At 60.4% G+C, this 24,214-nt stretch carries 18 protein-coding genes; 11 read left to right on the forward strand and 7 right to left on the reverse strand.

What is annotated here, in order from left to right:
- Positions 1-9 precede the first annotated feature (9 nt).
- Both WCA85_RS02805 and WCA85_RS02810 read right to left on the reverse strand, forming a co-directional pair.
- Entirely contained in the window at positions 10-1,374 is a 1,365-nt protein-coding gene (locus tag WCA85_RS02805) for an HlyD family type I secretion periplasmic adaptor subunit (protein WP_424061626.1), read from the reverse strand.
- A gap of 13 nt (positions 1,375-1,387) precedes the next feature.
- Entirely contained in the window at positions 1,388-3,160 is a 1,773-nt protein-coding gene (locus tag WCA85_RS02810; protein ID WP_424061627.1) for a type I secretion system permease/ATPase, read from the reverse strand.
- A 215-nt stretch (positions 3,161-3,375) separates the two neighbouring features.
- On the opposite strand from WCA85_RS02810, the gene WCA85_RS02815 reads away from it, so the two are divergent.
- The 6 genes from WCA85_RS02815 to WCA85_RS02840 are packed head-to-tail and all read left to right on the forward strand — an operon-like array spanning position 3,376 to position 11,427.
- Positions 3,376-4,581: a glycosyltransferase family 4 protein gene (locus WCA85_RS02815; RefSeq protein ID WP_424061628.1), complete on the forward strand. Its 1,206-nt coding sequence runs from the start codon at positions 3,376-3,378 to the stop codon at positions 4,579-4,581.
- Between the two features lie 49 nt (positions 4,582-4,630).
- Entirely contained in the window at positions 4,631-5,413 is a 783-nt protein-coding gene (locus WCA85_RS02820; RefSeq protein ID WP_424061629.1) for an ABC transporter permease, read from the forward strand.
- Positions 5,413-6,654, forward strand: coding sequence for an ABC transporter ATP-binding protein (locus WCA85_RS02825; protein ID WP_424061630.1), 1,242 nt, complete (start codon positions 5,413-5,415; stop codon positions 6,652-6,654). Before WCA85_RS02820 ends, WCA85_RS02825 begins: the two co-directional genes overlap by 1 nt.
- A gap of 5 nt (positions 6,655-6,659) precedes the next feature.
- Complete coding sequence (locus WCA85_RS02830) at positions 6,660-7,967, forward strand: class I SAM-dependent methyltransferase (protein ID WP_424061631.1); 1,308 nt, start codon at positions 6,660-6,662, stop codon at positions 7,965-7,967.
- Positions 7,964-8,998, forward strand: a complete 1,035-nt coding sequence (locus WCA85_RS02835; protein ID WP_424061632.1) for a glycosyltransferase family 4 protein — start codon at positions 7,964-7,966, stop codon at positions 8,996-8,998. Before WCA85_RS02830 ends, WCA85_RS02835 begins: the two co-directional genes overlap by 4 nt.
- An 8-nt stretch (positions 8,999-9,006) precedes the next feature.
- Positions 9,007-11,427 (forward strand): glycosyltransferase family 4 protein, encoded by a 2,421-nt coding sequence (locus WCA85_RS02840; protein WP_424061634.1) that lies wholly within the window; start codon positions 9,007-9,009, stop codon positions 11,425-11,427.
- Between the two features lie 39 nt (positions 11,428-11,466).
- Here the strand turns inward: WCA85_RS02840 and WCA85_RS02845 are convergent, their stop codons facing one another.
- The 4 genes from WCA85_RS02845 to WCA85_RS02860 are packed head-to-tail and all read right to left on the reverse strand — an operon-like array spanning position 11,467 to position 16,206.
- Positions 11,467-11,700 carry a hypothetical protein gene (locus WCA85_RS02845; RefSeq protein WP_424061636.1) on the reverse strand — a complete coding sequence of 78 codons (234 nt, stop codon included), beginning with the start codon at positions 11,698-11,700 and terminating at the stop codon, positions 11,467-11,469.
- A gap of 60 nt (positions 11,701-11,760) precedes the next feature.
- A complete protein-coding gene (locus WCA85_RS02850) occupies positions 11,761-13,029 on the reverse strand; it encodes a tetratricopeptide repeat protein (protein ID WP_424061638.1) in 1,269 nt (422 codons plus the stop codon).
- 34 nt (positions 13,030-13,063) lie between these two features.
- A complete protein-coding gene (locus WCA85_RS02855; RefSeq protein WP_424061641.1) occupies positions 13,064-14,899 on the reverse strand; it encodes a CHASE2 domain-containing protein in 1,836 nt (611 codons plus the stop codon).
- A 29-nt stretch (positions 14,900-14,928) separates the two neighbouring features.
- Positions 14,929-16,206 (reverse strand): FecR family protein, encoded by a 1,278-nt coding sequence (locus WCA85_RS02860; RefSeq protein WP_424061642.1) that lies wholly within the window; start codon positions 16,204-16,206, stop codon positions 14,929-14,931.
- Here WCA85_RS02860 and WCA85_RS02865 point away from each other — a divergent pair.
- From WCA85_RS02865 to WCA85_RS02875, 3 genes are all read left to right on the forward strand, one after another.
- A complete protein-coding gene (locus WCA85_RS02865) occupies positions 16,174-17,244 on the forward strand; it encodes a Crp/Fnr family transcriptional regulator (protein ID WP_424061644.1) in 1,071 nt (356 codons plus the stop codon). The genes WCA85_RS02860 and WCA85_RS02865 overlap by 33 nt on opposite strands.
- A 68-nt stretch (positions 17,245-17,312) precedes the next feature.
- The gene (locus tag WCA85_RS02870; RefSeq protein WP_424061645.1) at positions 17,313-18,530 is read left to right on the forward strand and encodes a glycosyltransferase; all 1,218 of its coding nucleotides are present in this window, start codon (positions 17,313-17,315) and stop codon (positions 18,528-18,530) included.
- Between the two features lie 32 nt (positions 18,531-18,562).
- A complete protein-coding gene (locus WCA85_RS02875) occupies positions 18,563-20,071 on the forward strand; it encodes a mannose-1-phosphate guanylyltransferase/mannose-6-phosphate isomerase (protein WP_424061656.1) in 1,509 nt (502 codons plus the stop codon).
- A gap of 89 nt (positions 20,072-20,160) precedes the next feature.
- Here WCA85_RS02875 and WCA85_RS02880 read toward each other — a convergent pair whose 3' ends face one another.
- Positions 20,161-21,561, reverse strand: a complete 1,401-nt coding sequence (locus WCA85_RS02880) for a GntP family permease (protein ID WP_424061646.1) — start codon at positions 21,559-21,561, stop codon at positions 20,161-20,163.
- Positions 21,562-21,871: 310 nt separating this feature from the next.
- Here WCA85_RS02880 and WCA85_RS02885 point away from each other — a divergent pair, with 310 nt between their 5' ends.
- Positions 21,872-23,350: a sigma-54 interaction domain-containing protein gene (locus tag WCA85_RS02885; protein WP_424061647.1), complete on the forward strand. Its 1,479-nt coding sequence runs from the start codon at positions 21,872-21,874 to the stop codon at positions 23,348-23,350.
- A gap of 73 nt (positions 23,351-23,423) precedes the next feature.
- Positions 23,424-23,951, forward strand: a complete 528-nt coding sequence (locus WCA85_RS02890) for a BON domain-containing protein (RefSeq protein ID WP_424061649.1) — start codon at positions 23,424-23,426, stop codon at positions 23,949-23,951.
- The last annotated feature ends 263 nt before the right edge of the window (positions 23,952-24,214 follow it).

Here is a 24,214-nt window from a genome sequence, read left to right on the forward strand (position 1 = left end):
GCTTGCACGTCATTCCTCCGTCAGTGCTGTATGCGCCCGATCGAAGATCGGCTTCAGGAGGTAGCTCAGCATGGAGCGCTCGCCTGCATTCACGAACACCTCGACCGGCATGCCCGGCTTGACGTTCAGGTGCTGGAGCAGCTTCATGCCACGCGGCGTCACGTTCGCACGGACGCGGTAGTAGGGCTGGCCGGTATGTTCATCCTGCAACCGGTCCGCCGAAATGAAGGTCAGCACCCCAGGGATTCTCGGCGTGCTGTTCTGGTTGAATGCGGTAAACATCATGTCGACCGGCATGCCTTCCTTTACCTTGTCGATCAGATTGACGGGCAACTGGCCTTCAATCTCCAGCGGCGCACCGCTCGGCACAACCTCCATCAGTTTCGCACCGGCGCCAACAACGCCGCCGCTGGTAAACACATTCACGCCAATCACTGTGCCGTCGACTGGCGAGCGAACCTCGCTATTGGCTAGCTGGAATTCGCTTGCGTCCAGACGGCTGCGCAGCGTGTCCGTATCGCGCTGCACTTCGGTGAGTTGAGTGCGCACGTCCTTCATATAGTCTTCCTGCTGCTCGACTACATGCAGGCGAGCTTCAGCAATCTCGCTCGTCAGTTGCCCCGTGGCACCCGTCTGGGAGGATATTTCGCCGTCAAGGCGAGCATCTTCGCGTTCGAGATCCTGGAGTTTCGACTGCGGCACGTAGCCTTCGCTCGCGAGTTGACGTACGCCGTTCAGCTGACTATCCAGTGCCTTTTGTTCTGTCAGCTTGTATCCGCGTAACTGATTTGCGCCGGCCAGTTGCGCGTCGTATCCCGTGATGGTTTCCTGCAATGCACCGACCGATGATTGCAGGGCCATCCGGCGCGCGCTGAACAGTTGCTGCTGCAACTTCATGTCGTCTTCGACCTGCTGGTTGTGCGCGGCGGCACTCGCGACGAGTTCCGGCGCGAACGTGATGGTTTTGGCGTTCGTCGCTTCCGCGACGAGGCGTGCTTTCATCGCGAGTTCAGTCAGATACTGCGCGCGGACCGTTGATTCCTCCGATTGCGCCTGGACATTATTCATCGTGACAAGCACCTGTCCGGCTTTCACCTGGTCGCCGTCGTGCACCAGGATGTTCTGGATGATGCCGCCGGTCGGATGCTGAATCTCCTTGCGGTTGCCTGTGACGACCACCGTGCTTTGCACGGGAACGCCTTTGCTCAGGGGCGCAAATGTGGCCCAGAGCAGGGAGCCGACGACGCCGACCAGAACGATCGTCCAGCCTGCCTTGACATAGCGTGATTCGTCGGTATTGAGGGTAGGCGGCAGGGCGGCGCCGACGATCTCTACCGCGGGAAGACCCGTTTTCTTGGATGTGGTATTGAACATGGGACTGTGCGGGTCAAACGGAGGCTTCCGCTGCGTCAGCGGTTGCGGCCTGATGGTTCGAGGATGGCGTGGCGCTGGCGGCAGGTTGCGGCTGCTGTGCGGGTGCTTTTTGCAGTGCGGCGAGTACTTGCGATGTTTCGCCAAATAACCGCAGTTGCCCTTCGACCAGCAGAAGCAGCTTGGTGGTGGCCGCGATGATGCTGGTTCGATGCGTAATCAGCACAACGGTCTTGCCAGCCGCACGCAAGCGGTCGATCGCCAGCTTCAGCGCGGCTTCGCCGATTTCGTCCAGATTCGAGTTGGGTTCGTCGAGAACGATCAGCGCCGGGTTGCGATAGAGCGCACGGGCGAGGCCGATACGCTGCTTCTGGCCGCCGGAGAGTCCGGCACCGGCATCGCCGACGAGCGTGTCGTAACCTTGCGGCAAACGCAGGATCATGTCGTGCACACCGGCGAGCTGCGCGGCCTCGATCACCAGTTGCGAGTCGATCTGACCGAAGCGGGCAATATTTTCGGCAATCGATCCGCCGAACAGTTCGATGTCCTGAGGCAAGTAGCCAATATGCGGGCCGAGCTGATCCTTGTCCCACTGATAAATGTCCGCGCCGTCCAGGCGCACGGTACCGACCGCGGCTGGCCATGCCCCGACGAGCAGGCGCGCAAGCGTCGACTTGCCTGATGCGCTCGGTCCGATTACGCCAACCACGTCGCCAGCTTCAATCGAGAAGCTCAGTCCTTGCAGCACCGCAACGCGACCGCCAGGAGGCGCCGCACTCACGCCTTCGAGGGTCATCCGTCCAGACGGCGCCGGAAGGCTCATGCCGATCCGGCGTTCCGGGTTAGAGTCGAGCAGGTCAACGAGACGCTCGTATGCGCTTTTCGCGCTGCTCCATTGACGCCACACGGCAATCACGGTTTCGAGCGGGCTCAACGCCCGGCCCATCAGGATCGAGCCGGCGATCATCATGCCTGGCGAAACTTTCCCGTCGATGGCCAGCAAAGCGCCAAGTCCCAGCACGAGTGACTGCAGCGTCAGGCGGACGAATTTGGTGACGTTGCCCACGAGCGCCGCTTTCTCGCTCGCGTCGGCCTGCCGGGAGAGAAATCCCGCGTTGAGCACCGACCAGCGCGCCATCAGGTCCGGCAGCATACCCATCGCCTCGATCACTTCAGCGTTGCGCAGGTTACTGGTGGCAAGCGAGGTGGAGCGGATCGATAGCGTTGTCGCTTCCGAAAGGGGGCGTCTGGAAACACGCTCGTTGGCGATCGCGAGCACAACAAGCAGCGCAGACCCGAGCAGCGAGAAGACGCCGAGCCAGACGTTGAATATAAAAATGACGATCAGATAGATCGGGAACCAGGGTGCGTCAAAGAACGCGAACAATGCATTGCCGGTCACGAACTGACGGATGGTAGTCAGGTCGTTGAGCGACTGGCCGGCATTAACGCCCTGCTGCTTGAGGTTGGTCTCGAATGCGGCGGTGTAGACACGCTTGTTCAGATGCATGTCGAGTTTCGCGCCAATGCGGATCACGATGAAGCTGCGTACATATTCCAGCGCGCTGATCATGCCGTACATGCCCATCATAATGAGCGACAGCATCGCAAGTGTGACGCCGTTTCGGCTAGGTAGCACGCGGTCGTAGACCTGCAACATGTAGAGAGACGGCACTAGCATCAGCAGGTTGATGAGCATGCTGAACGCGCCGATCGTGCGAAACACACGTCGGTAGCTTAATAGTGCCTGAATGATCTCATTCGACGGAAGCTTGATTTTCTTGGCCATCTTCTAATGCGCAGTCGCTTGCAGGCTCGCTCGCGACTATCCCTCGGCTGGTCTATGTTTTGATTGTTTCTGGCCGGTTGGACTGCCCGGTCCCGGTAACGACGGCGCAATTCTGAGTGATCGACGCGCGGTGAAATGTGATGGCCGTCACATTTATTCGGGGAAACCGGTCTGATACTTACGCTGCTTTCGGGGTTGTCTATATAAGGCAGTGAATGACCACAAAATATTTATCTGACGCGCCGCTTGAGATAGCGATGGGAGGGCGCGCACTGCTGACGCCATTGACCGGCATCGGTCAGTACGCGTCGCATCTCGCGCGTGAATTCGCGCAGCAAGGCCACAACGTCAGGCTGTTTTATGGCACGCACTGGTCGTCCTCGATTGCCGAAGGCCGGGGCAACTCGCTGGTGGAGAGCGGAGGCGGTGCGTCGCTGCTAACCACCGCGGCGAGCATGGCGAAGCGCTTTGCGCGGGCCTACGTGCCCAGCATTTACCGCTTCATGCCGCATGTGGAGCAGTATCGGTTCAATTCCGGTCTGCGTCGGCGGCAGACGCCGCATGTCTATCACGATCCGAATTTCATTCCGTTCCGCTTCCGCGGACCGACAGTCATTACCGTGCATGACGTGTCCTGGGTGCGGTATCCGGAATACCATCCGCCGCATCGGCTGCAGCTGCTGCGCGCGAATTTCGACAAGGCGCTGGAGCGCGCAGACCGCGTGATCGTGGTGTCGGACTTCGTGAGGGATGACCTGATTGCCTGCTTTCCCGTTTCGCCAAGCAAGGTGAGTGTGGTCTACAACGGCGTGTCGCGGCGCTTTAAGCCCTATACCGCCGATGCGACACGCGGCGTGCTGGAGCGACACGGCCTCTCGCATGGTCAATATTTCGCTGCGGTCGGCACACTCGAGCCTCGCAAGAACCTGCTGACCGCGCTTGCTGCCCACGCGCGGCTTCCCGCAGCGGTGCGCCGCTCGGTTCCGCTGGTGCTGATCGGGGTCGAGGGCTGGATGACAGATTCGCTGCATACGGCGCTTAGCGCTTCGTTGAAGGACGGCACGGTGCGCAAGCTGGGTTATGTATCCGACGAAGACATGCCGTTGTTGATGGCCGGCGCGCGCGCGCTGGTGTATCCGTCCATCTATGAAGGTTTTGGCTTGCCGGTACTGGAGGCCATGGCAGCGGGCGTGCCGGTACTCTGTTCGACTGCGCAAGCCTTGCTGGAAGTGGTCGGCGACGCTGGCCTGACGCGCGATCCCCACGACATCGAGGGTTTTGCCGAGGACATGCAGGCGTTGATCGACGACAGCGCACTGTGCGATCGTCTGGTCGCGGCAGGTAGTGCACGAGCGGGCCAGTTCAGTTGGCGGCATACGGCCGAGGAGACGCTCAACGTCTACCGGCAGGTACTGATGTAACTCTCCGGCTTGCATACCCCGTACGCAGCGGTCCAACTCAAACTCTTCAATGAATAATTTGCGAACCAGCCTCGGTCACGTCTGGCTACTGTCGCGCCAGGAACTGGTTGACCGGCACCGTGAAAACGCACTTGGCGCAGCGTGGCTGTTGATTCAGCCGCTGATGTTTGTGGTTCTGTTCAGCACGGTGTTTTCCCATTTCATGCGCTCGCGGCTTGGCGCGGACACGGACCCGTATCTCTACACGGTGTATCTGATCGGCGGACTCCTGACATGGAACCTGTTCGCCAATCTTCTGAACCGGTTGACGCCCGTTTATGGCGCAAAGGCTCATCTGATCCGCAAGATTAGCGTCGATCTATGGCTGATGCCGCTGCATATCGTCGTCGCGGAATGGGTGGTGTATCTGATTACGATGACGTTCTTCGCGGTGTTTCTGCTGGTGATCGGTTACCCGATCGGTGTGCAATGGTTGATGCTGCCGGTCGTAGCCGTGCTGCTAAGCGGCTTTGCGTATGGTATCGGGATCATGCTCGGGACGCTCGATGTTTTCATTCCAGACATCAAGAACCTGTTGAATATCGTGCTGCAGTTTGGCTTCTGGCTCACTCCGGTTGTCTACCTCGCAACGATTCTGCCGCCGTGGGCGGCGAGAAGCCTGCATTTCAGCCCGATTTTCTGGGCCGTCGATGCTGTGCACGGTGTCGTCGTGTGGCATCGGTACCCGCCCTTCAAGGAACTGGCGGGTCTCGGCGTTGCGGCGCTTGCAAGTCTGTACGCGAGCCGCCTGCTGTTAGCGCGTCTGCAATCGGAAGTGAGGAATCTGTTGTGATGGACCGTTTGCAAGGCGATGGGCCTGTGCTTGAAGTCAAACATCTGTTCAAGCAATTCAGGATTTATAACAGGGCCGCTGATCGTCTGATCGAGGCCTTGGCGAATCGAAAGCGACACCGGCTGCATGTCGCGCTCGACGATATTTCGTTCTCGCTGAAGCAGGGCGAAGCGATCGGCGTGCTGGGACAAAACGGTGCGGGCAAGTCTACGTTGCTCAAGCTCGTCAGCGGCGTGCTGCTGCCGGACGCCGGCCAGATTGAACGGCGTGGCCGCATTACCGGTTTGCTTGAACTCGGTACCGGCTTCGACGGCAAGCTGTCCGGACGCGACAACATCGCGGTCAACGCGCGGCTGATCGGCATGACAGGTGCTGAGATCGCTGAACGTTTCGACGAGATCGTGGCGTTCTCCGAGCTGGGCGAGTTCATCGACGCGCCGGTGCGTACCTATTCGTCGGGTATGGTGATGCGACTGGGATTCGCCGTGGCGATCCACGCCGATCCCGTTTGCTTCATTGTCGACGAAGCGCTTGCGGTGGGCGATGCCCGCTTCCAGCAGAAGTGCCTCAAGCGTATTCGCGAGTTTCGGGATCGCGGGGGGTCGATTCTCTACGTGTCGCACGACATCAACTCGGTCAAGATCCTGTGTGACCGGGCGCTGTTACTTTCGCACGGCAAAATCGCATTCGACGGGTCGCCCGATGAGGCAGCCCAGAATTACTTCCGCTTGATTGCAGGCGTCGACGGCGAGGAGCCTCAAGCGTATGAGGCGGAATCAGCTTCGTACGGCGCGCTTCGCACGCGCATCAAGCACGTCGTGGTGGCGAACCGGTTTGGACCTTCCGAGCGCTTTGCGTCGGGAGAGGAAGTCACGATCACGCTGGATTGCGAGTCCAGCCAGGATGTCGCGCTGTCGGTGGGCATTCTGATTCGCGACCGGTTTGGACAGGATGTATTCGGCACGAATACGGCGTTACTGCGCAAGGAAGTCCGCTTTTCAAGCGGTGAGCGTGTGTCTTGCCGTTTTTCGTTGCCGCTCAATTTCGCACCTGGTAAATACACGGTGACAGTGGCCTTGCATTCAGATGATACGCACGTCCACGACTGCCAGCACTGGTGGGATGCCGCTGCGACCTTCGAGATCGCCGGTTTTACGAGCGAGGCATTTTCCGGGCTGTGCTACGTGCCGGTGCAGTTCGAGCAGCGCTGCGAGCAGGACCTTCTGGAATCAACACGATAACAACTATGACTAACGCGGTACTCCATGCGCTAATCCAGCGCGTCAAGGCCGAAGCGGCAGCGCACGACCATGCGAATCGCAGCGGCACTGAAGCTTTCGAAGACGGCGACAAGCTGCAGTACACCGGTGTCGTTGCCGGCTCTTACATGATGGACCTCACAGGCGAATCGATTGTCGACCAGTTGCTGATGGCCGAGCCTGGCGAGTTCGTCGACGCAGTGTATCGGTTGTTGCTGCGCCGCGAAGCGGATGACGTCGGTCGGGCCAACTATGACGCTCAACTGGCGAGCGGGACAGGCCGGCTCGTTCTGGCCGCGAAAATCCGTTTGTCCGGTGAAGGGCGGCGCATCGGTGTGCCATTGACGGGGCTCAGAACGGCGATCGTGCTTGCGGCGGCCCACAAGGTCATGGGGCGCATCGGTCTAAGCAAATTGGCTTCCTGCGTGCAGCGGTATCTCGACGCGGCCGGCGAAAAACGTGCGTTCAAGCGCACGCTCGTTAGTTGGCGCAGACGTGTCGCCGGTTCCGCGCAGCAACATGAGGCTCGACTCGGCGAACTGTCCCAGTCGCTGCAACGGCTTCAACGCATGATGAAGCCGGTGCCGCCCGTGCCGCCTGAAGTGATCGATGAGTATTACCTGGCATTCGAGAACGCGAACCGTGGGTCCAGGCAGAGCGTGCTCGACAAACTGCGGATCTATGAGCACTGGCTCGCCTACAGTGTCCCTATCCAACCGGGCCTTAAATACGAGATCGTCGATATCGGCTGCGGCCGAGGGGAATGGCTGCAGTTCATCACAGGGAAGGGCAAGGCGGCGATTGGCGTTGACGCTAACCCTGTGATGGTGGCTGCGTGCGAGGCAAGCGGGTATAACGCTCGCCACGTCGATGCGCTCACCTTCCTGCGTAGTCTACCGAGCGGCTCGGTAGCGGCGGTAACGGGCTTTCACATCATCGAACACCTGCCGTTCGATTACCTGTTCGCGATCGTCGAGGAATGTTTTCGCGTGCTGGTCGAGGGCGGCTCCGTGCTGTTTGAGACGCCGAATCCGGAGAATGTCCTGGTGGGCAGCCACACGTTCTATCACGACTTCACCCACCGCAATCCGGTTACGCCCACTGCGGTCTCGTTTCTGCTGAAGCATCATGGCTTCGAGGCAATCGACATCATTCGCAGCAGTCCCTATCCGGATGAAGCGAGGGTGCCGGGAGACGATCCGCTCACCGCACGTGTGAACGGGCATCTGTGCGGACCTCAGGATTATGCTGTCATAGGGACCAGGCGTCGCGCTGCAACGGGAGAGCGGGCTTGAAGATCCTGGTGACGGCGAACCTCGTGCCTTTCATGCACGGGGGCGCCACCTATCACATTGCCGGCGTGGTCGCCGCGTTGCAGCGGGCGGGGCACGAGGTCGAACTGCTGCGCCTGCCCTTCCGGTTTTCGCCTGAAGCCGACATCGTGCGCGCCATGCAGCATGCTTCGTCGCTGGACCTCGTTCAGCCCAATGGCGTATCGATCGACCAGGTGATCAGTCTGCAGTTTCCTGGGTACGGTGTCGCTCATCCGGATCACCGCGCATGGGTCATGCATCAGCATCGCGCCGTCTATGAGCTGTTCGATGCTGCGCAGGCGTCACCCGAACTGGTCGAGCTGCGCAAACAGATCATCGAATTCGATAATCTGTCACTGGGTCGCGCCAAGGCGGTGTTCGCCAATTCGCGTCGTGTCGCGGGGCGGCTCAGGGACTATAACGGGGTCGCCGCGACGCCGCTTTATCATCCACCGGCTCAGGTTCAGGCGTTCCGCTGCGATAGCGCGCTGCGGTATGTATTTTTCCCGAGCCGTCTGGAAACCCTGAAGCGGCAACACCTGGTCGTCGAGGCCGCGCGATTCATGCGCTCAGACCTCAAGATCGTACTGGCCGGTGACGGAGGTCAACGCACTGCGCTTGCCGAATTGATCGAACGCCACGGAGTGGGCGACCGCGTCGCGCTGATCGGACATATCAGCGAAGCCGAGAAGTACGCGTTTTACGCGCGGGCATCTGCCGTCGTATTCCCTGCATTCGACGAAGACTACGGCTACGTGACGCTCGAAGCGATGCTATCGTCGAAACCCGTTGTGACCTGCACGGATTCAGGCGGCCCGCTCGAGTTCATTCGCGATGGCGATGCCGGCTGGGTCGAAGCACCCAATGCGCAGGCACTTGCCGAACGACTGGACTGGATCGCCGCACATCCTCGTGAGGCAACTGCGGCGGGTGAGCGCGGGCGAGAAGCCTATCTGCGCGCAGACATCTCATGGGATCGTGTCGTCGACACATTGACCCAAAAACTTCACTAGTTTTACTTATGAAAATTGCTATTGTCGCGCCGAGCCCAGTGCCGTTTGTGATCGGCGGCGCAGAAAACCTCTGGTGGGGCCTGCTCGATGCACTGAATGCGCGACCGGGGATTCAGGCGGACTTGCTGAAAGTACCGAGCCCAGAACGAAACATGGGCGAACTGCTTGCGAGCTATCGACGCTTCTCCGAACTGGATCTGAGCCACTTCGATCTGGTAATCAGCACCAAGTACCCAGCATGGGCAATCCGTCATCCGCGTCATGTCGTTTATCTGCAGCACACGCTGCGCGGGCTGTATGACTGCTACCCGCAAGGCATGCCGACGCACTTTGATCCCCAAACGCTGCGTGCGCTGGGGATGCCGTCGCACATTGTCGACGCACTGGCGAACTATCGTGCTGACGACGTCGAGTTAGACGCGCTGCTGGATGCGCTCGACGCCGCATTCAGGCGTGCGCCGCAATCGACTTGCTGGACCTTTCCTGGCCCCGTCACGCGTGCCGTGATCCGTCTGCTCGACGCGGTTGCGATGCGCCCAGACAAGATCGTGCACTACGCAGCGATTTCAAAGGTGGTCGCCGCACGTGAGGGCTACTTCCCGGTCGGCGTGGACGTGGCCGTCCATCACCATCCGACCAACCTGAAAGGGCTGGCAGCCGGACCGCAGCAGACTATCTTCAGTGCCAGCCGTCTTGATCCGGCCAAACGGATTGACCTGATCATCGAGGGTTATAAGCGCAGCGGTGTTGATGTACCGCTGCACATCGCGGGTAGCGGAAGTGACGAAGCGCGTCTGCGCGCCGCTGCCGGGAACCACCCTGGCATCCGGTTTCTCGGCCGCATTCCCGATTCGCTGCTCGCCCAGGAATACGCGCAGGCGATCTGCGTGCCGTTCGTGCCACGCGATGAAGACTATGGGTTGATTACGCTGGAAGCGATGCTCGCGGCCAAGCCAGTGATTGCGACCACCGATTCCGGCGGCCCGATTGAGCTCATCGAAGATGGCCGTACGGGACTCATTGTCCGTCCCGAGGCTGCATCGCTGGCGGGCGCCATGCGCCGGCTGACCGAAGATCGGCCAGCCGCGTTGAAGATGGGTCTCGCGGCACAGACGCGTGCGGCGGCCGTCTCGTGGGAGGCGCTGTGCGATGCGCTGTTGGCTGGCGGAGGCCCGGCGTCCGCGCAAGGGTCGCTTAAGCCTGACAGCACACTGAGCGCGCCTGCCGTCGTTGGCAAGGCCAAGCCGCTTATTGGTGTGCTCAACACTTTTCCGATTGCACCGGTGATCAGCGGCGGAAAGCTGCGTCTGTATGGGCTCTACTCGCGGGTCGCCGAACAGTTCCGCGTGCAGTTCATCAACCTCGGATCTGCGCATTCGTCGCGTCAGGTGCGTGCGCTCGGCGACGATTTCAGCGAGGAACTCGTACCGAAGTCGCAAGCGTTGTTCAAAGAGGAGCAACGTTTGCAGGCATCGCTCGGCGCATCGGTCGAAGATCTGGCAGCGGCGTTTTCTCCGTCGAGCGCGCCGCAATGGCTGGAGGCGATCGATGCGCTCGCGCGGCGGGCGGACATGATCGTGTGTTCCCATCCGTATGCGATGCCGGCGTTGCGCGAGGTGTCGTCAGCCGCGTTCGTGTATGAAGCGCACAACGTTGAAGCTGACCTCAAAGCGGACATCTTTCGCGGGCATCAGTGGGCGATCGATCGGGTGTCTGCACTTGAGCAACGAGCGGTTCGGGACGCGGCCCTCGTGACCGCATGCTCGGCACAAGATCGCGAGCGTTTAAGCGGTTTGTATGGGCGTGAGGTCGATCACCGCTTCGTCGTGGTGCCGAACGGTGTCGACATGGCGGCGACGCCGTTTCGCGACGCCAGTCGCACTGCGGGCCGCCGTTCGGAGTTGGGCGTGACACGTCCGCTCGCGCTCTTTATGGGCAGCGCGCATGGTCCGAATATCGATGCGGCGCGTGTCGTGTTCGAAGCGGCCGGACGCTTGCCCAAGGTGCATTTTCTGTTGCTAGGGTCGGTGTGCCGTGCGGTCGAAACGTGGCAACGACCGGCTAACGTGGGTCTTGCCGGCGTAGTGAGTGACACTGAAAAGAGTGCGTGGCTCGAGATCTGCGATGCAGGTCTGAACCCGGTGATCTCGGGATCGGGCACAAATCTCAAGCTGATCGAATATGCCGCAGCGGGTGTGCCCGTAGTGAGTACTGAGTTCGGCGCACGCGGTGTCGGCTTTGGTGCGGGTAGCGAGTACGTCTCGGCTACGGGAGAGGACTTCGCTCAGGGTATCGAAGCCATGCTTCGATTGTCGTTGGCCGAACGCAAGGCGATTGCCGTCAACGCGCGGCGGCGGGTGGAGCAAGACGCGGATTGGGCGACAATTGCTCGCGCTTTCTCCCAATCGCTAATGGAAATGCTTGCTTAATGCTCTTATGCGCCCCTTCGAAGATGAAACGAGGGGGCTTTAGAGGAACAGGTGACCGAACTGTGCCAGTCCGTCGAGCTGGCCGACGACCGTCACCTGGACAGCGCTAGCGTGATCGGTCTGTTGTGTGGCGGCGGAATGAACGAAGGCGCGCAGCAGGCTGTCGACCGAGTCGTACGACTGGTTCAGGAAGCCATGGGCCTCCAGGCAAACTGAATGGTCTTCGGCGTTCGGCGTGCTGCTGCCGTCAAGCAGGTCGGCGAGATGTTGCATAGCGATGGGTCATTGACGAGTTAAGTGCGAATTCTATATCGAGTCTGAATCCACGTCTCGTCAATATTTCCACGATACCCCGAGTGAGCCGTCATGCACGGTATAGGAGAAGAGCGAGATCGAGTCTGAAATACGTTGCTCCGATACCTGTGCGTAAAGCGACCAGCCCCGCGGGAGCGGGTAGGAATAGCGCAACGACGCGGTCTGCACGGTTTGTCGCTCAGCTATGCTGCCGAAGAACACCGGGTCGTAGGGGGCCGCGTCGTTCAATGTGCTCTGCTCAAGGATGGCTTCGAATTGACCGCGGCGCCCCGCGTCGTAATCAAGCGATAGCCACGCCGAGTAGCCGCGGCGCATTCCGCCTGGGCGGCTGCCATTTGGGCGGTCCCAGCCTGGGCCTACGAACATCAGCATGGTCGTGCGCTCGCCGATATGCGCCTGGAATGCGGCACGTACCTCGGCATGCACCGAGTCGTACAACGAGTTGCCTGGATAGGCGGAGTCCGTCAAGGTGAAATCGAGTCCCGCGCGGGCCACCGAGCTGACGAAAGCGCGAGGCAGTGTCCAGTACGCGCTGTGCCATTCGAGGTTGCGTTGATAGACACTCGCACCGAGCCAGAGCAGATCCGCAGCAATCTGATTGTCGACCTCACCGCCTGAAAACCGCTTCTGGTCGTCGACACCCAAAGTCCCTGTACGTTGGTCGAAACCGTGCTGGCTGCGATATTGGCGATCCGTCAGGCCGCCAAGCAGGGTGATATCTGGCCAGAAGGAAACCGGCAACTCGCCCTGAATTGCCGACTCGATGTATTGATCGCGATGCGCGAGGCTTTCCGGCGCGAGTTCGAGCGAGCTAATCGGCGCGCCCGGTGCGAAAGTCACGAGCGAGTCGGAAGGGCCGAAGTTCGCGTTCGACGTGACACCCGCCGCCACGCTTACAGTCAGCGTTGGGCGCGGCGTGGTGGGTGTACAGGTGTTGGTCCTGTAGATCGAGATGAGCTTCTCGATGGCTGGCGGCACCTTGTATTGCGAATCGATGCGCGCGAGGGCGCGAAGCGACAGGTCACGTTGGCCCAATTTGCAGTAGAGCACGGCGGCATCGAGCAGCGCGCCGGCCTGGCGTGGGTCTCGGCGAACGATCTCGTTGAGCAACGCCAGTGCCTCGGTGTCGTGCCCCGTGTCCATTTCAGACTGCGCCTGCGCTTGCAGATCGGCGTCGATAGTCTGATCGAACGACGCATCAGCCGTCTGAGCAAGGGCGCTTTGCGCCAGAGTGCAGCACGCGAGCACGCACGCGGCGAAGAGTACGGGCGTTGCGAAACCGGACACTGCTCTCGATGCGGCTTGCATTGGGCTTCTTGACCTAACCAACCGCATCGAACTCCCGCTTGTCGAGAACATAAAGGAGTTCAGGAGCGACGCGGCCCCGTAGTGTCGCCTGCGCAAAAAGCTGCAACTTGTGACGCGTCGACAGGCGAGCCGTTTCCTGTCCGATCAGGAGGTCGGTTGCGACAACCTTCGCATGTTCCTGCAAGCGCGACGCCACGTTGATCGCGTCACCAATCGCCGTATACGATTGACGCAGCGTTGAACCCAGTTCGCCGACTACGGCGCTACCGCTGTTCACCCCGATCCGCACGCGAATCGTCCGGCCCTCGAACAGCAGTTCCGCTTTGCGGTTCATGGCGTCCAGTTCGCGGAGCATCGTGCGGGCGCAGTCAAGCGCCCGGTCGGCATGGTCCTTCTGTTCAAGGGGCGCGCCCCAGAAGGCCATCAAGGCATCGCCCATGTATTTGTCGAGCGTACCTTCCGTGTCGTATACGCAGCGCGTCAGGCGGGTAAGAATGGTCTCGGTCATGGCGACCAGTCGCTCGGGCGGTATCTGTTCGGCAAGCCGGGTATAGCCCTCGATGTCGACAAACAGCACCGAGATGAGCCGGCGCTCCGGCTTGATGACGCTGAGTCCATGGTGCCGGACGATCTGGTGTAGTACAGCGGGCGGCAAGTAGTGGCTAAAGCGCCGCTCGAACGAGCGCATCGCAGCTTGCGACCAGATCCATTCAATCGGCGCCTGGACCAGCAGGAACACCGATGCAGGTACGAGCGGCAGCGCGATCAGTTCGGCCGGAACGCGGTTGGTCAACAGTGCAAGGGCAAGCCACAGGGCCGTCGTGACGATGATTAGCGGCAGCGCGACGACCGCGCGAAGCAGCACGAACGACAGTGCGAATGCAATGATCTCCGTGGCAGCCCACAGGATGGGCATCCATGCGGCGGGTTGTGTGAATCCCTGGTGGGCCTGGATGTCGAGGAGTTCCGATAGCAACTCCGCGTGCACAACCACGGCGGGCAGCCACGGACCGATCGGCGACGCGATGTGGTCGGTCAGGCCGAGCGCTGAAGAACCAATCAGCACGTACCGGTTGGCCAGCAGCGCGGACGGTGCGGTGCCCGCAAGGACGTCGACGGCGGACACCACATCGAACGAGCGCGTGGCATGCCGGTATGGAATGCGCATCATGCCCAATGAATCGACAGGCAGTGACGTGATCGGCTCACTGGTGACCTTATCCGCAGCACGGCAGTGGAGCAATTGCCAGGCGAGCATGGGGTACGCAGAGCCCGCATAGGCGATGAGTGGCGGAACCGAGCGCACGACGCCATCCATATCGGCATGCGGTGTGACGTGTCCAATGCAGACATCGGGGCTATCGAAGAAATTGCCGACGAAGCCGCGTGCCACTGGAATATGCGACGTATCCACCGGAATCGCGGATAGCGGCGCAAGCGCGCCGCCCACATGGCCGGCGTGGGGCGTTTGTGTATCGGTCGACAGGTCGAATGCCTGCGCAAATACGAGTGGATACCGGTGCGCTACAGCGAGCAGCGCCCGATCGCCAACGGGTGTGTCGGCATCGGGGAACATGACATCGATGCCGACAGCCTTGGCGTGATATTGCGTAAACAGGTTCTGCGCAAGCTGCGCAATCACTGCGCGTGACCAGGGCCACGCGCCAATCCTGTCGAGCGAACGCTCATCGATGTCAACCAGTGCGAGCCGCGTGTCAGTCCCAGAGGCCTGCGTGTGCGCCTGACGCCAGTCATCCAGTGCGAAATTGAGCCGACGGTATGCCTCCGGTGACCACGTACCGCCAACCAGCAACCATGACGCCAGTGAGATGAGTACAAATATCGCCAAACGGATCCAGGCAAGTCTGGAGGGCCTTGCTATCGCGACCACAAGGTCGCTCCAACCGCCGTGTATTTCGAACTAACCGCTTGCGTGAACAGATAACCGGCCTGCGTGGCCGCGTTGCCCGCCAGCGCACCTTGGATCTGTGCGGGCGACGTGTAGTCACTGATGAGTTTGCCGTTGCTGGCACCGGTGCCGGACTGGACACCGCCGTGCCCAGAAACGTTATACGTATTGCCGTTTGCGCTCAGTTCGAGACTGGTGGTGAACGTGCGCGCGCCAAAGTCGATGGCCAGCAAGGCATTGCTGACCCCAGCGGGAGTGGCATTGCCTGCGGTCGTGTTGACCAGGTACGCCTCTGAGTTTTGCAAGGTGAAGTTGAAAACGCCGTTGACCGGCATAACCATATTGGTTTGCGGCGTGCGGGTCATGGCAAATGCCTGGATTTGCCCCTCCAGGTCACTACCTTGCTGCAATAGAGCGGCCATCGTTGTGTCCGCACTCAATGATGCAAGTGGCGTAAAGCGGCCCCAGAAAATCTCCGCGGCCGGCGGGGCGGCCGGAGCGCTCGGTGCAAGCGGGGGTGCAGGCGGAGCGGGCGGCGTGGCAGGCGGCGCTGGCGGGGGTGGCGTGAGCGGGAAAGTCAGTTCCGCAGGCGCCACGTCTGGTTGAACAGTGCTCTGGGTGGTTGCGGAGCGTGCTGCGTTATCTTCGTTCTTTAGTGCCGGGTTTGCCTGGTCCGGACCGAGTTGCAAGCGCTTTGCTTCCACGACTAATGGGTGATCGCCTCTGCGATCGACCTGCAACATGAGATCGCGCTGATCCGCGAACAACTGTGCTGTGGCCGCGCCTTCACAAGGTCCGATGCCAGTGGCAGCGCAATTTCCCCCAAGCGGAGTCATGACGATACCGCCGCTGCGAACGTTTGCGCGCGTGACGTTGGCATCTGTGAAAACGGAGAAATCAGTGCCGCGCACGCCAAGCGCGGCAACGGGGGTATTCAGGCGATAGTGGTCGCGCGCAGCTTGAGCACCTTTGCCGGATATCTCACGCACGACCCCATGGTGCAGGGCAAGCTTGATTTCGGTCTTGGCGGGTGCGGCCGGATCATATGCATAGTGCTCGACCGTGAGCGACGAATTGGGCCGTACGCTAATGAAGCCGTGATCGACCGTCGTGATGTACACGTAGCCGTCCGTGCCGGTCTCGATCGTGTCACCTTGTCTGATCGCATCGCTGCGCACGAGTTCTGCGTGCCGGTGCTCGTCGATCCGTGTCGCATGGCCTACTACCACAACCGCGTTACCAATCACGGGTTCCTCGGTTGGCGCAGCTTGTGCAAACGCGCTCGCGCAAAAAAGCGATATGGCGAGAGCTCTCAATCCCCGATTGTTGCTTGTTGGCATCTAGTTATTTTCCTGGCGGTCCGTCTGGTCGCGCGCACGATCCATAGCGTAATCTTAGTCACAATCTGCAAATTCGATGTGACGGCCGTCACAAAAATTGGTGACCTGCGCGTTTATTGTGGCTGCGGGTCCAAGACCATACCCCTAAAAAACAGGCCGTCATTTCGAGAGATGTCGATAGAAGAGCTAAAGAGCAATGGCCCGCTGAAGGCCATCGATCTCTTGAAACAACAGAAGCTGCTACGCAACGTGGCAAACGATGTGATCGAAGAGACCAGTCGTCACATCCGTTATCGCCGTTTCGGCAAGCGGGATTTCGTCGTGCATAAAGGCGACGCAGGATCGTCCCTGCTGATGCTGATGTCAGGGCGACTGCAGGTTATCGCCCTTTCAGAAGATGGCCGCGAGGTGGGACTTAATTTTGTGGAACCGGGAGATTACTTCGGAGAGTTGTCGATCATCGACGGTGGTCCACGTTCGGCTTCTATCGTTGCGACGACGGAATCGGTGGTTGGATTTCTGCCTAAGGTACACGCGCAAGCGCTCTTTTACCGCAATCCTGCGGTGGTAGAGGCGTTATTGCAGCGCTTGTGCCGCACCATCAGACAGGCTTCGAATTATCGCTCCATGCTAGGGCTGACACGCGCGTATGCACGCGTGTATTCGGTGCTTGAAGCGTCGATGAAAGAAGGCGTCGGAAATCTGTTGACGATCGAAAATCTGCCAAATCAACAGGCTATCGCAATCATGGCAAACGTTAGCCGGGAGACGGTGTCGCGGGCGATCCGGTCGCTCGTCGATGGGCAGGTGATAGAGCGTGATTACCGTCGCCTGATTGTTCGTGATCCAGCATTACTGAAGAAGCTTGCGAAGGGCGAGGCGGAGCTTCAGTTTCGCGACAAGATTGCGGCCAGCGATCGAGAAGCGAACCGGAAATTCGGCTGACGCATCACACGATGCCCTTTTGTTTGTAGCCCGTTTGAATCCAGGTGGCGAGAAGTTCGACACCTTGCTTGAGTAACCAACTGATGCGCGTTTTACATTTTTACCGGACGTATCTTCCCGACACGATCGGGGGCGCCGAACAGGCCATTTATCATCTATGCCGCGCCGGCGCCGACCTGGGCGTTGAAAACCGCGTCCTGACGCTGACGTCCAAGGTCGATGCCCCGCCGCGTATCAGTTTGCCCGGTCATGATGTCGAACGCGTAGTGAGCCGTTTCAAGATGGCTTCTGTCGAGCTGTCATGGTCCGTGTTGCGCCGGTTTCGTGAATTAGCCAGCGAGTCCGACGTGGTTCATTACCACTTCCCTTGGCCGATGGGTGATATCGCACACCTTGCCACTCAGTTGGGTAAGCCGTCCATCGTCACCTATCACGCGGACATTCAGCGTCAGCGGCATTTGCTGGCAATGTACAGGCCGGTGATGCACCGGTTCTTACGAAGCGTCGACCGGATCGTTGCGACTTCACCTAATTATGTGGCGACCAGCGATGTGCTCCAATCCTATCGCCATAAGATCGACAGCGTCCCGCTTGGGCTGACACGTACCTACTACCCAACACCAGATGAGACCGTGTTAGATCACTGGAGGGAGCGCATCGGGACACCATTCTTTTTGTTTGTCGGAGTCTTCCGGTACTACAAGGGTTTGCCGATCCTGATTGAGGCAATCAGGCGTACTGGCTATCCCGTCGTGTTGGTGGGCGACGGGCCACTACATCAGGAAATACGGAAATTGAGCCAGCAGTGCGGCGTAACTACCGCGCACTTTACTGGCGCACTTTCAGAGAACGACAAGATGGCGTTGATCCGTCTGTGCCGGGCGATTGTGTTTCCATCGCCGAATCGGGCAGAGGCGTTTGGCATGTCGCTGCTCGAAGGCGCGATGATGGGCAAGCCGATGATCACGTGCGAGATCGGCACCGGCACGAGTTACGTGAATGCGCATGGAACGACAGGTCTCGTAGTCGCACCCAACGATCCCGCGGAACTGGCGCTCGCCATGAGAGCCCTTTGGGAAGACCCAGAGCTGTGCGCAGAGATGGGGCGCAACGCGGCCCTGCGCTTTGAAGATCTCTTTACTGCACGGCGCACAGCGAGTGAGTATCGACGGATCTATGAAGCGGCCGTGGAAAATCGGCGCGGCGCTGCCCGGAACAGAACTCAAGTGAGCGTGGGTGCGGTGCCGTCAGCGGTGCAATCAGACGTGGCAATTGAGAAACGATAATGGACATGACATTTCCCCCCGTCGCTGACGCGATGCCAGACCCAGGCACAAGCGATGTTCGCGCCGCGGGCCTGTCGGCTCCGACGTTGTTGCCCGTCCTGTTGGCGGGTGGTTCCGGCACGCGACTATGGCCGCTTTCGCGAGAGGCACATCCAAAGCAACTGATTGCGTTGCTAGGCGAGCGCTCGCTGCTAGAGGCAGGCGTGGCCCGTCTCGATGGGGCTGCGACGCCTGAGGCCAATCGTGGGCTGTTGGTGTGTGCCGAAGCGCACCGTTTTATGGCCGCTGAGCAGTTGAAGGCGAGTCGTCGTGACTGGCAAATGATTATTGAACCGTTTGCGCGCAATACAGCTCCGGCGCTTACGCTCGCGGCGATGCATGCGCGAGCTGACGGCAGCGATCCAGTGCTCGTCGCGATGCCAGCCGATCACGCGATTGCGGATGTCGCCGCGTTCGAGATGGCCGTCGCGGCTGCGGCCAGGCTTGCTTCGGCGTCGTACATTGTGACGCTTGGTGTTGCACCAACGCGGCCTGAAACCGGCTATGGCTACATTGAGACGGGCGGGCCGATCGACGAGGATGTACCGAACGGCCCAAGGACATTGCGTCAGTTCGTTGAAAAGCCCAGCCTTGAATTGGCTGAGGCGTTCGTTGCCGGTAAGCGGCACTGGTGGAATAGCGGCATCTTCGTGATGCGCGCCTCAACGTGGCTTCATGCCATCACCACATTGCGGCCAGATATTGCACATGCGTGCGCGCTCGCGTATCAGGGCGTCGAATCCGAAGGCGACTTGCTGCGAATGCCGGCTCGCGAGTTTGCGGCATGTCCGTCCGATTCGATCGACTACGCAGTCATGGAACGGCTTTCCCAGGCCGGTCTTGCGGGCGCCGTTGTGCCACTCGACGCGGGGTGGTCGGATGTCGGAGCGTGGGATGCAGTATGGGACGCTTCTCCGAAAGATCAGGCGGGTAACGTAGCACGGGGTGATGTGCTGCTCGAAGATACTTCCGGCACTTATGTGCATTCGGATGGACGGTTGGTCGCGTGCGTTGGCGTCAAGGATCTGATCGTGGTCGAAACTGCAGACGCCGTGCTGGTCGCCGACAGGCGCCAGGCGCAAGATGTCAAGACGGTCGTCAGCCAGATTCGTAAGCAGGCGCGCAGCGAAGCGACTCAGCATCGCAAGGTGAGTCGCCCGTGGGGACACTACGATTCGATAGAACGCGGGGAGCGCTTCCAGGTCAAGCGCATTGTCGTGGCGCCGGGTGAGAGGTTATCGCTGCAATTGCATTATCACCGCGCCGAACACTGGATCGTGGTGCGCGGCACGGCCCGGGTCACAAGGGGCGACGAGACGTTCCTGCTCGCTGAAAACGAATCGACGTTCGTGCCACTCGGCGTGAAGCATCGGTTGGAGAATGTCGGACGCATTCCGCTCGAGATGATTGAAGTGCAGTGCGGCACGTATCTCGGCGAAGACGACATCGTACGATTTGACGATCACTATGGCCGTCACAACGGCTCTGAGACGACCAACTAAGGGATAGGACCGCTTTTTGTCCGGTGAAGTTTGACTCCAAACCCAAACTTCACCGTTGTCACCTCAGCCTGCAATCAGCACCGCTAAGCTCAAACCAGCCCAGTGGTGTAGTACACCGCAATCACAAAGAACACCGCCAGAGTCTTGATGATCGTCACCGCGAAGATGTCGCGGTACGACTCGCGGTGGGTCAACCCGGTCACCGCCAGCAGCGTGATCACAGCGCCGTTATGCGGCAAGGTGTCCATACCGCCACTCGCCATCGCCACCACCCGGTGCAGCACTTCCATCGGAATGTGCGCAGCAGTAGCCGCCTTGATGAAGGTATCGGACATCGCCGCGAGCGCGATACTCATACCGCCCGAGGCCGACCCCGTAATGCCCGCCAACGAACTGACCGAGACAGCAGCATTGACGAGCGGATTGGGAATGCTCTTGAGCGCATCGCTCACCACCAGGAAGCCCGGCAGTGCGGCAATCACGCCGCCAAAGCCATATTCCGACGCGGTGTTCAGCGACGCCAGCAGCGCACCCCCGACAGCGGCCTTGGTGCCGCTCGCGAAACGCTCGCGCATCCGGCTGAAGGCGGTCAACATCACCAGCACAATGCCCAGCAGCAGCGCGCCTTCGACGGCCCAGATGCCCACGACGGCCTTGATCGACGTTGTCACAGGCGCATGAATGCCGGGCAGCACATCCGGTGCAACGGTGTACGACGCGCCGTACCAGTCAGGAATCAGCTTGGTGAGCGCGAAGTTCGCCACGCCAACCAGTACGAGCGGCGCCACGGCCAGCAGCGGATGCGGCAGTTGCTTCGACTCGATGCGTTCCGGCTCGTTGACGAGCGACGTGCCATAGCCTTCACCCTTGGCCATTGCCGCACGGCGGCGCCATTCCAGATAGGTCAGGCCCACGATGATGATGAACACCGAGCCGATCGTGCCCAGTGCAGGCGCGGCCCACGAAGTGGTCTTGAAGAACGTGGTCGGGATGATGTTCTGGATCTGCGGGGTTCCTGGCAGCGAATCCATCGTGAACGAGAATGCGCCCAGCGCGATGGCGCCCGGCATCAGGCGCTTCGGAATATTGCTCTGGCGATAAAGTTCAGCCGCGAACGGATACACCGCGAACACCACGACGAACAGCGATACGCCACCGTAGGTCAGCAGCGCGCACACCGCGACGATCACCGCGTTGGCGCGCGAACGGCCAATGTAGCGAATTGCGGCAGCCACGATCGACTCCGAAAAGCCTGACAGTTCGATGACCTTGCCGAATACTGCACCGAGCATGAACACCGGAAAGTAGAGCTTCACGAAGCCGACCATTTTGTCCATGAAGATGCCGGAGAACACCGGCGCCACGGCAGAGGGGTCGGTCAGCAGCACTGCGCCGAGCGCGGCGATAGGTGCGACCAGAATGACGCTGTAGCCTCGATAGGCTGCAAACATCAGAAACGCCAGAGCGGCGAGGACGATTACAAAGGACATTGAGTCTCCAAAGCTTGGTTGTTCTACGTAGGCACGCGCCGTGCGGCGCAATGACCCGGCCCGCGTATGCAGGTTTCGTGCCATTCATGGCGGATCGGCGTCCTGCCTGCCTTGTCGGTTCAGGCGCCGGCACGTGGTTCGAGCGATTGTACCGAATCGTCTCATTATCGGGACAAACAACAACATGAAGATTGCGTCGCCGCGTGAGCAGCCGTGACAGGTGGACTTGTCGCTCGTCTCTCCATTGAGATAAGCTTGTCTCTAAATGGAGACAAGCGCCTTCAAAACGATACCCGGAGACCACGTCAGGATGATGAACGACTGGGCAGGACTGCCCGCCACCTACGGTGATGTATTGCGTCGCGCGATGGATTCGCTGTTCCGTACCTTCGAAAATTTCAGCGAAGGCACCTTCATCGTCGACGCCGATGCGCGCGTGGTGTGGATCAACAAGCGCTATGCCGCGCGCTTTGGCTTCTCCGATCCGGAGCAGGCGATTGGCCGCGACTGCGAGGCGGTCATTCCAAACAGCTTGATGCGCGAGGTCGTGAAAACCGGCAAGCCAATCCTGCTGGATATCCTCGAGACGGATCGCGAGCCGCTGGTCGTTACCCGTCTGCCGTTGAAGGACGAGAGCGGCGCGACAGTGGGCGCGGTCGGCTTCGCCCTATTCGACGAACTGAAAGCCCTGACGCCGTTGTTCTCGCACTATTCGCGTGTCCAGCAGGAACTGATCGTGACGCGCCAGTCGCTGGCCCAGGCGCGGCGGGCGAAATATACGTTCGCGAGCTTCGTCGGCACGAGCGCCGCGAGTCTCGAAGTGAAGCGACAGGGACGGCGCGCGGCACAAATGGAATCGCCGGTGCTGCTGCTCGGCGAGACCGGCACGGGCAAGGAATTGCTGGCCCATGCCATTCACGGCGCGTCAGCGCGCGCGAACCAGCCGCTGGTGACGGTCAACGTGGCGGCAATTCCCGATACGCTGCTCGAAGTCGAATTCTTTGGTGCCGCGCCCGGCGCGTATACCGGCGCGGACCGCAAGGGACGCGTCGGCAAGTTCGAACTGGCCGATGGCGGGACACTGTTTCTCGACGAGATCGGCGACATGCCGATTCCGCTGCAAGGCAAACTGTTACGCGTGCTGCAGGACAAGGAATTTGAACCGCTGGGTTCGAACCGGATCGTGCGCGCCGATGTGCGCATCATCGCGGCAACGTCGGCGGACTTGCCCACCCTGGTGGCTGCGGGGCGGTTCCGTGCGGACCTGTTCTATCGTCTGAACGTGCTGACAATTCACGCTCCACCCTTGCGCGAGCGGCTGGGGGATATCGAATCGCTGGCGTATGCGATGCTGGAGGATCTGTCCACCCGGGTGCGCGGCGGCGCCCACTTCGAACTGGACGAGGACGCGTTAAGTCTGTTGTGTTCGCACGCCTGGCCGGGCAATGTGCGGGAATTGCGCAACACGCTGGAGCGCGCCGTGATGCTCTCCGATAGCGAGCGTATTGATGGCGCCGCGCTGGCGCCGTTTATCGGTCCGGTGCAGGGGAATGCACGCGCAATTCCGGGCGGAGCGACCGCACCACACGGCGCCGGGCCGTCCGCCCACAGCGGAGCCTCTTTGTCTGACCAACCGACCTGGGCTGAAGCGATGGCCGACTTCGAAAAGCGCTTTCTGTGCAACGCGTTGCGTGCCAACGGTGGGCGCGTGGTCGACGCGGCGGCGCAGATCGGAATGGGTCGCGCCACGCTTTACAAGAAGATTGCGGCATACGGCATCGAAGTCTGAGCGGGTGGGTGGGATTGCTGTTTGCTGCGGTAATCCCGAGCGGTTTGATCGATCAATGCAGTCGGGAGGTTTCATGAAGCCTTGGTCTGTCGTCGTCCTGCTGGCCGTGTTGGGTATGCTGGGCCGTGAGTTGCGCGCACAGGAAACCGATCTCAAGAACTGGTACAGCGATCCTTTCTTCGCACTGTCGGAGGGGTTTGCCGATTGTCAGGTGCCGCTCGGGCCTTTCATGACCCGCACGGAAATGGAGGACGACGCGCACTATCGCGTGGAGCGCGGCACGACCTGCTGGCTCGCGCATAAATGCACGAAGCCGAATTCGTATATGTACGACGCGCCGATCGCCGAGGCGATTCACGCGCATTTCCCCAATCCCCATGCGTTCGATGGCACGAGTGTATGGATCACGGTGCAGCGCCGTTTCGTCTATGCAGAAGGATGTGCACCGGCCTCGTTCGATGTTCACGCGCTGCAGCAGCAACTCGAAGCCATCCCGGATGTGGAGCAGGTTTTCATGCGCGTGAGCACGACCGCGCACGGACCGCTGCCTTACAAAACACTCGCGGCACCGAACGCGTCGCTCGCTGATCCAACCAATTGATCCTTTGGACTGAGCCGGCAGATTGGGTCTTAAATCGATCCGCAAAACATCGCCTGCACCCCGGTCAAGCGCCGAACCGCTCATCAACCGCGCAGAACCCCGCTTGCGAATGACGCAGTGCGGCGTGCGCATGGCACAATCGCTGGGTCGAAGAAAAAGAAAAGGATCGGGGTTTTCAAATGAAACGCAGCTATTCATTCACCGTTCGAACGGACCGCGTGGCGCGCGCGGCGCTGGGCGCGACCGCCTGCGCGCTGCTCGCC

The organism is Paraburkholderia sp. (assembly GCF_049581445.1).
Classification (GTDB): Bacteria; Pseudomonadota; Gammaproteobacteria; order Burkholderiales; family Burkholderiaceae; genus Paraburkholderia.

Excerpts from the sequence above, each read along its gene's own strand:
- WCA85_RS02805 (WP_424061626.1), bottom strand. The coding sequence starts at position 1,374 with ATGTTCAATACCACATCCAAGAAAACGGGTCTTCCCGCGGTAGAGATC.
- WCA85_RS02810 (WP_424061627.1), bottom strand. The coding sequence starts at position 3,160 with ATGGCCAAGAAAATCAAGCTTCCGTCGAATGAGATCATTCAGGCACTA.
- WCA85_RS02815 (WP_424061628.1), top strand. The coding sequence starts at position 3,376 with ATGACCACAAAATATTTATCTGACGCGCCGCTTGAGATAGCGATGGGA.
- WCA85_RS02820 (WP_424061629.1), top strand. The coding sequence starts at position 4,631 with ATGAATAATTTGCGAACCAGCCTCGGTCACGTCTGGCTACTGTCGCGC.
- WCA85_RS02825 (WP_424061630.1), top strand. The coding sequence starts at position 5,413 with ATGGACCGTTTGCAAGGCGATGGGCCTGTGCTTGAAGTCAAACATCTG.
- WCA85_RS02830 (WP_424061631.1), top strand. The coding sequence starts at position 6,660 with ATGACTAACGCGGTACTCCATGCGCTAATCCAGCGCGTCAAGGCCGAA.
- WCA85_RS02840 (WP_424061634.1), top strand. The coding sequence starts at position 9,007 with ATGAAAATTGCTATTGTCGCGCCGAGCCCAGTGCCGTTTGTGATCGGC.
- WCA85_RS02845 (WP_424061636.1), bottom strand. The coding sequence starts at position 11,700 with ATGCAACATCTCGCCGACCTGCTTGACGGCAGCAGCACGCCGAACGCC.
- WCA85_RS02865 (WP_424061644.1), top strand. The coding sequence starts at position 16,174 with ATGGCCTACTACCACAACCGCGTTACCAATCACGGGTTCCTCGGTTGG.
- WCA85_RS02875 (WP_424061656.1), top strand. The coding sequence starts at position 18,563 with ATGCCAGACCCAGGCACAAGCGATGTTCGCGCCGCGGGCCTGTCGGCT.
- WCA85_RS02880 (WP_424061646.1), bottom strand. The coding sequence starts at position 21,561 with ATGTCCTTTGTAATCGTCCTCGCCGCTCTGGCGTTTCTGATGTTTGCA.
- WCA85_RS02885 (WP_424061647.1), top strand. The coding sequence starts at position 21,872 with ATGATGAACGACTGGGCAGGACTGCCCGCCACCTACGGTGATGTATTG.
- WCA85_RS02890 (WP_424061649.1), top strand. The coding sequence starts at position 23,424 with ATGAAGCCTTGGTCTGTCGTCGTCCTGCTGGCCGTGTTGGGTATGCTG.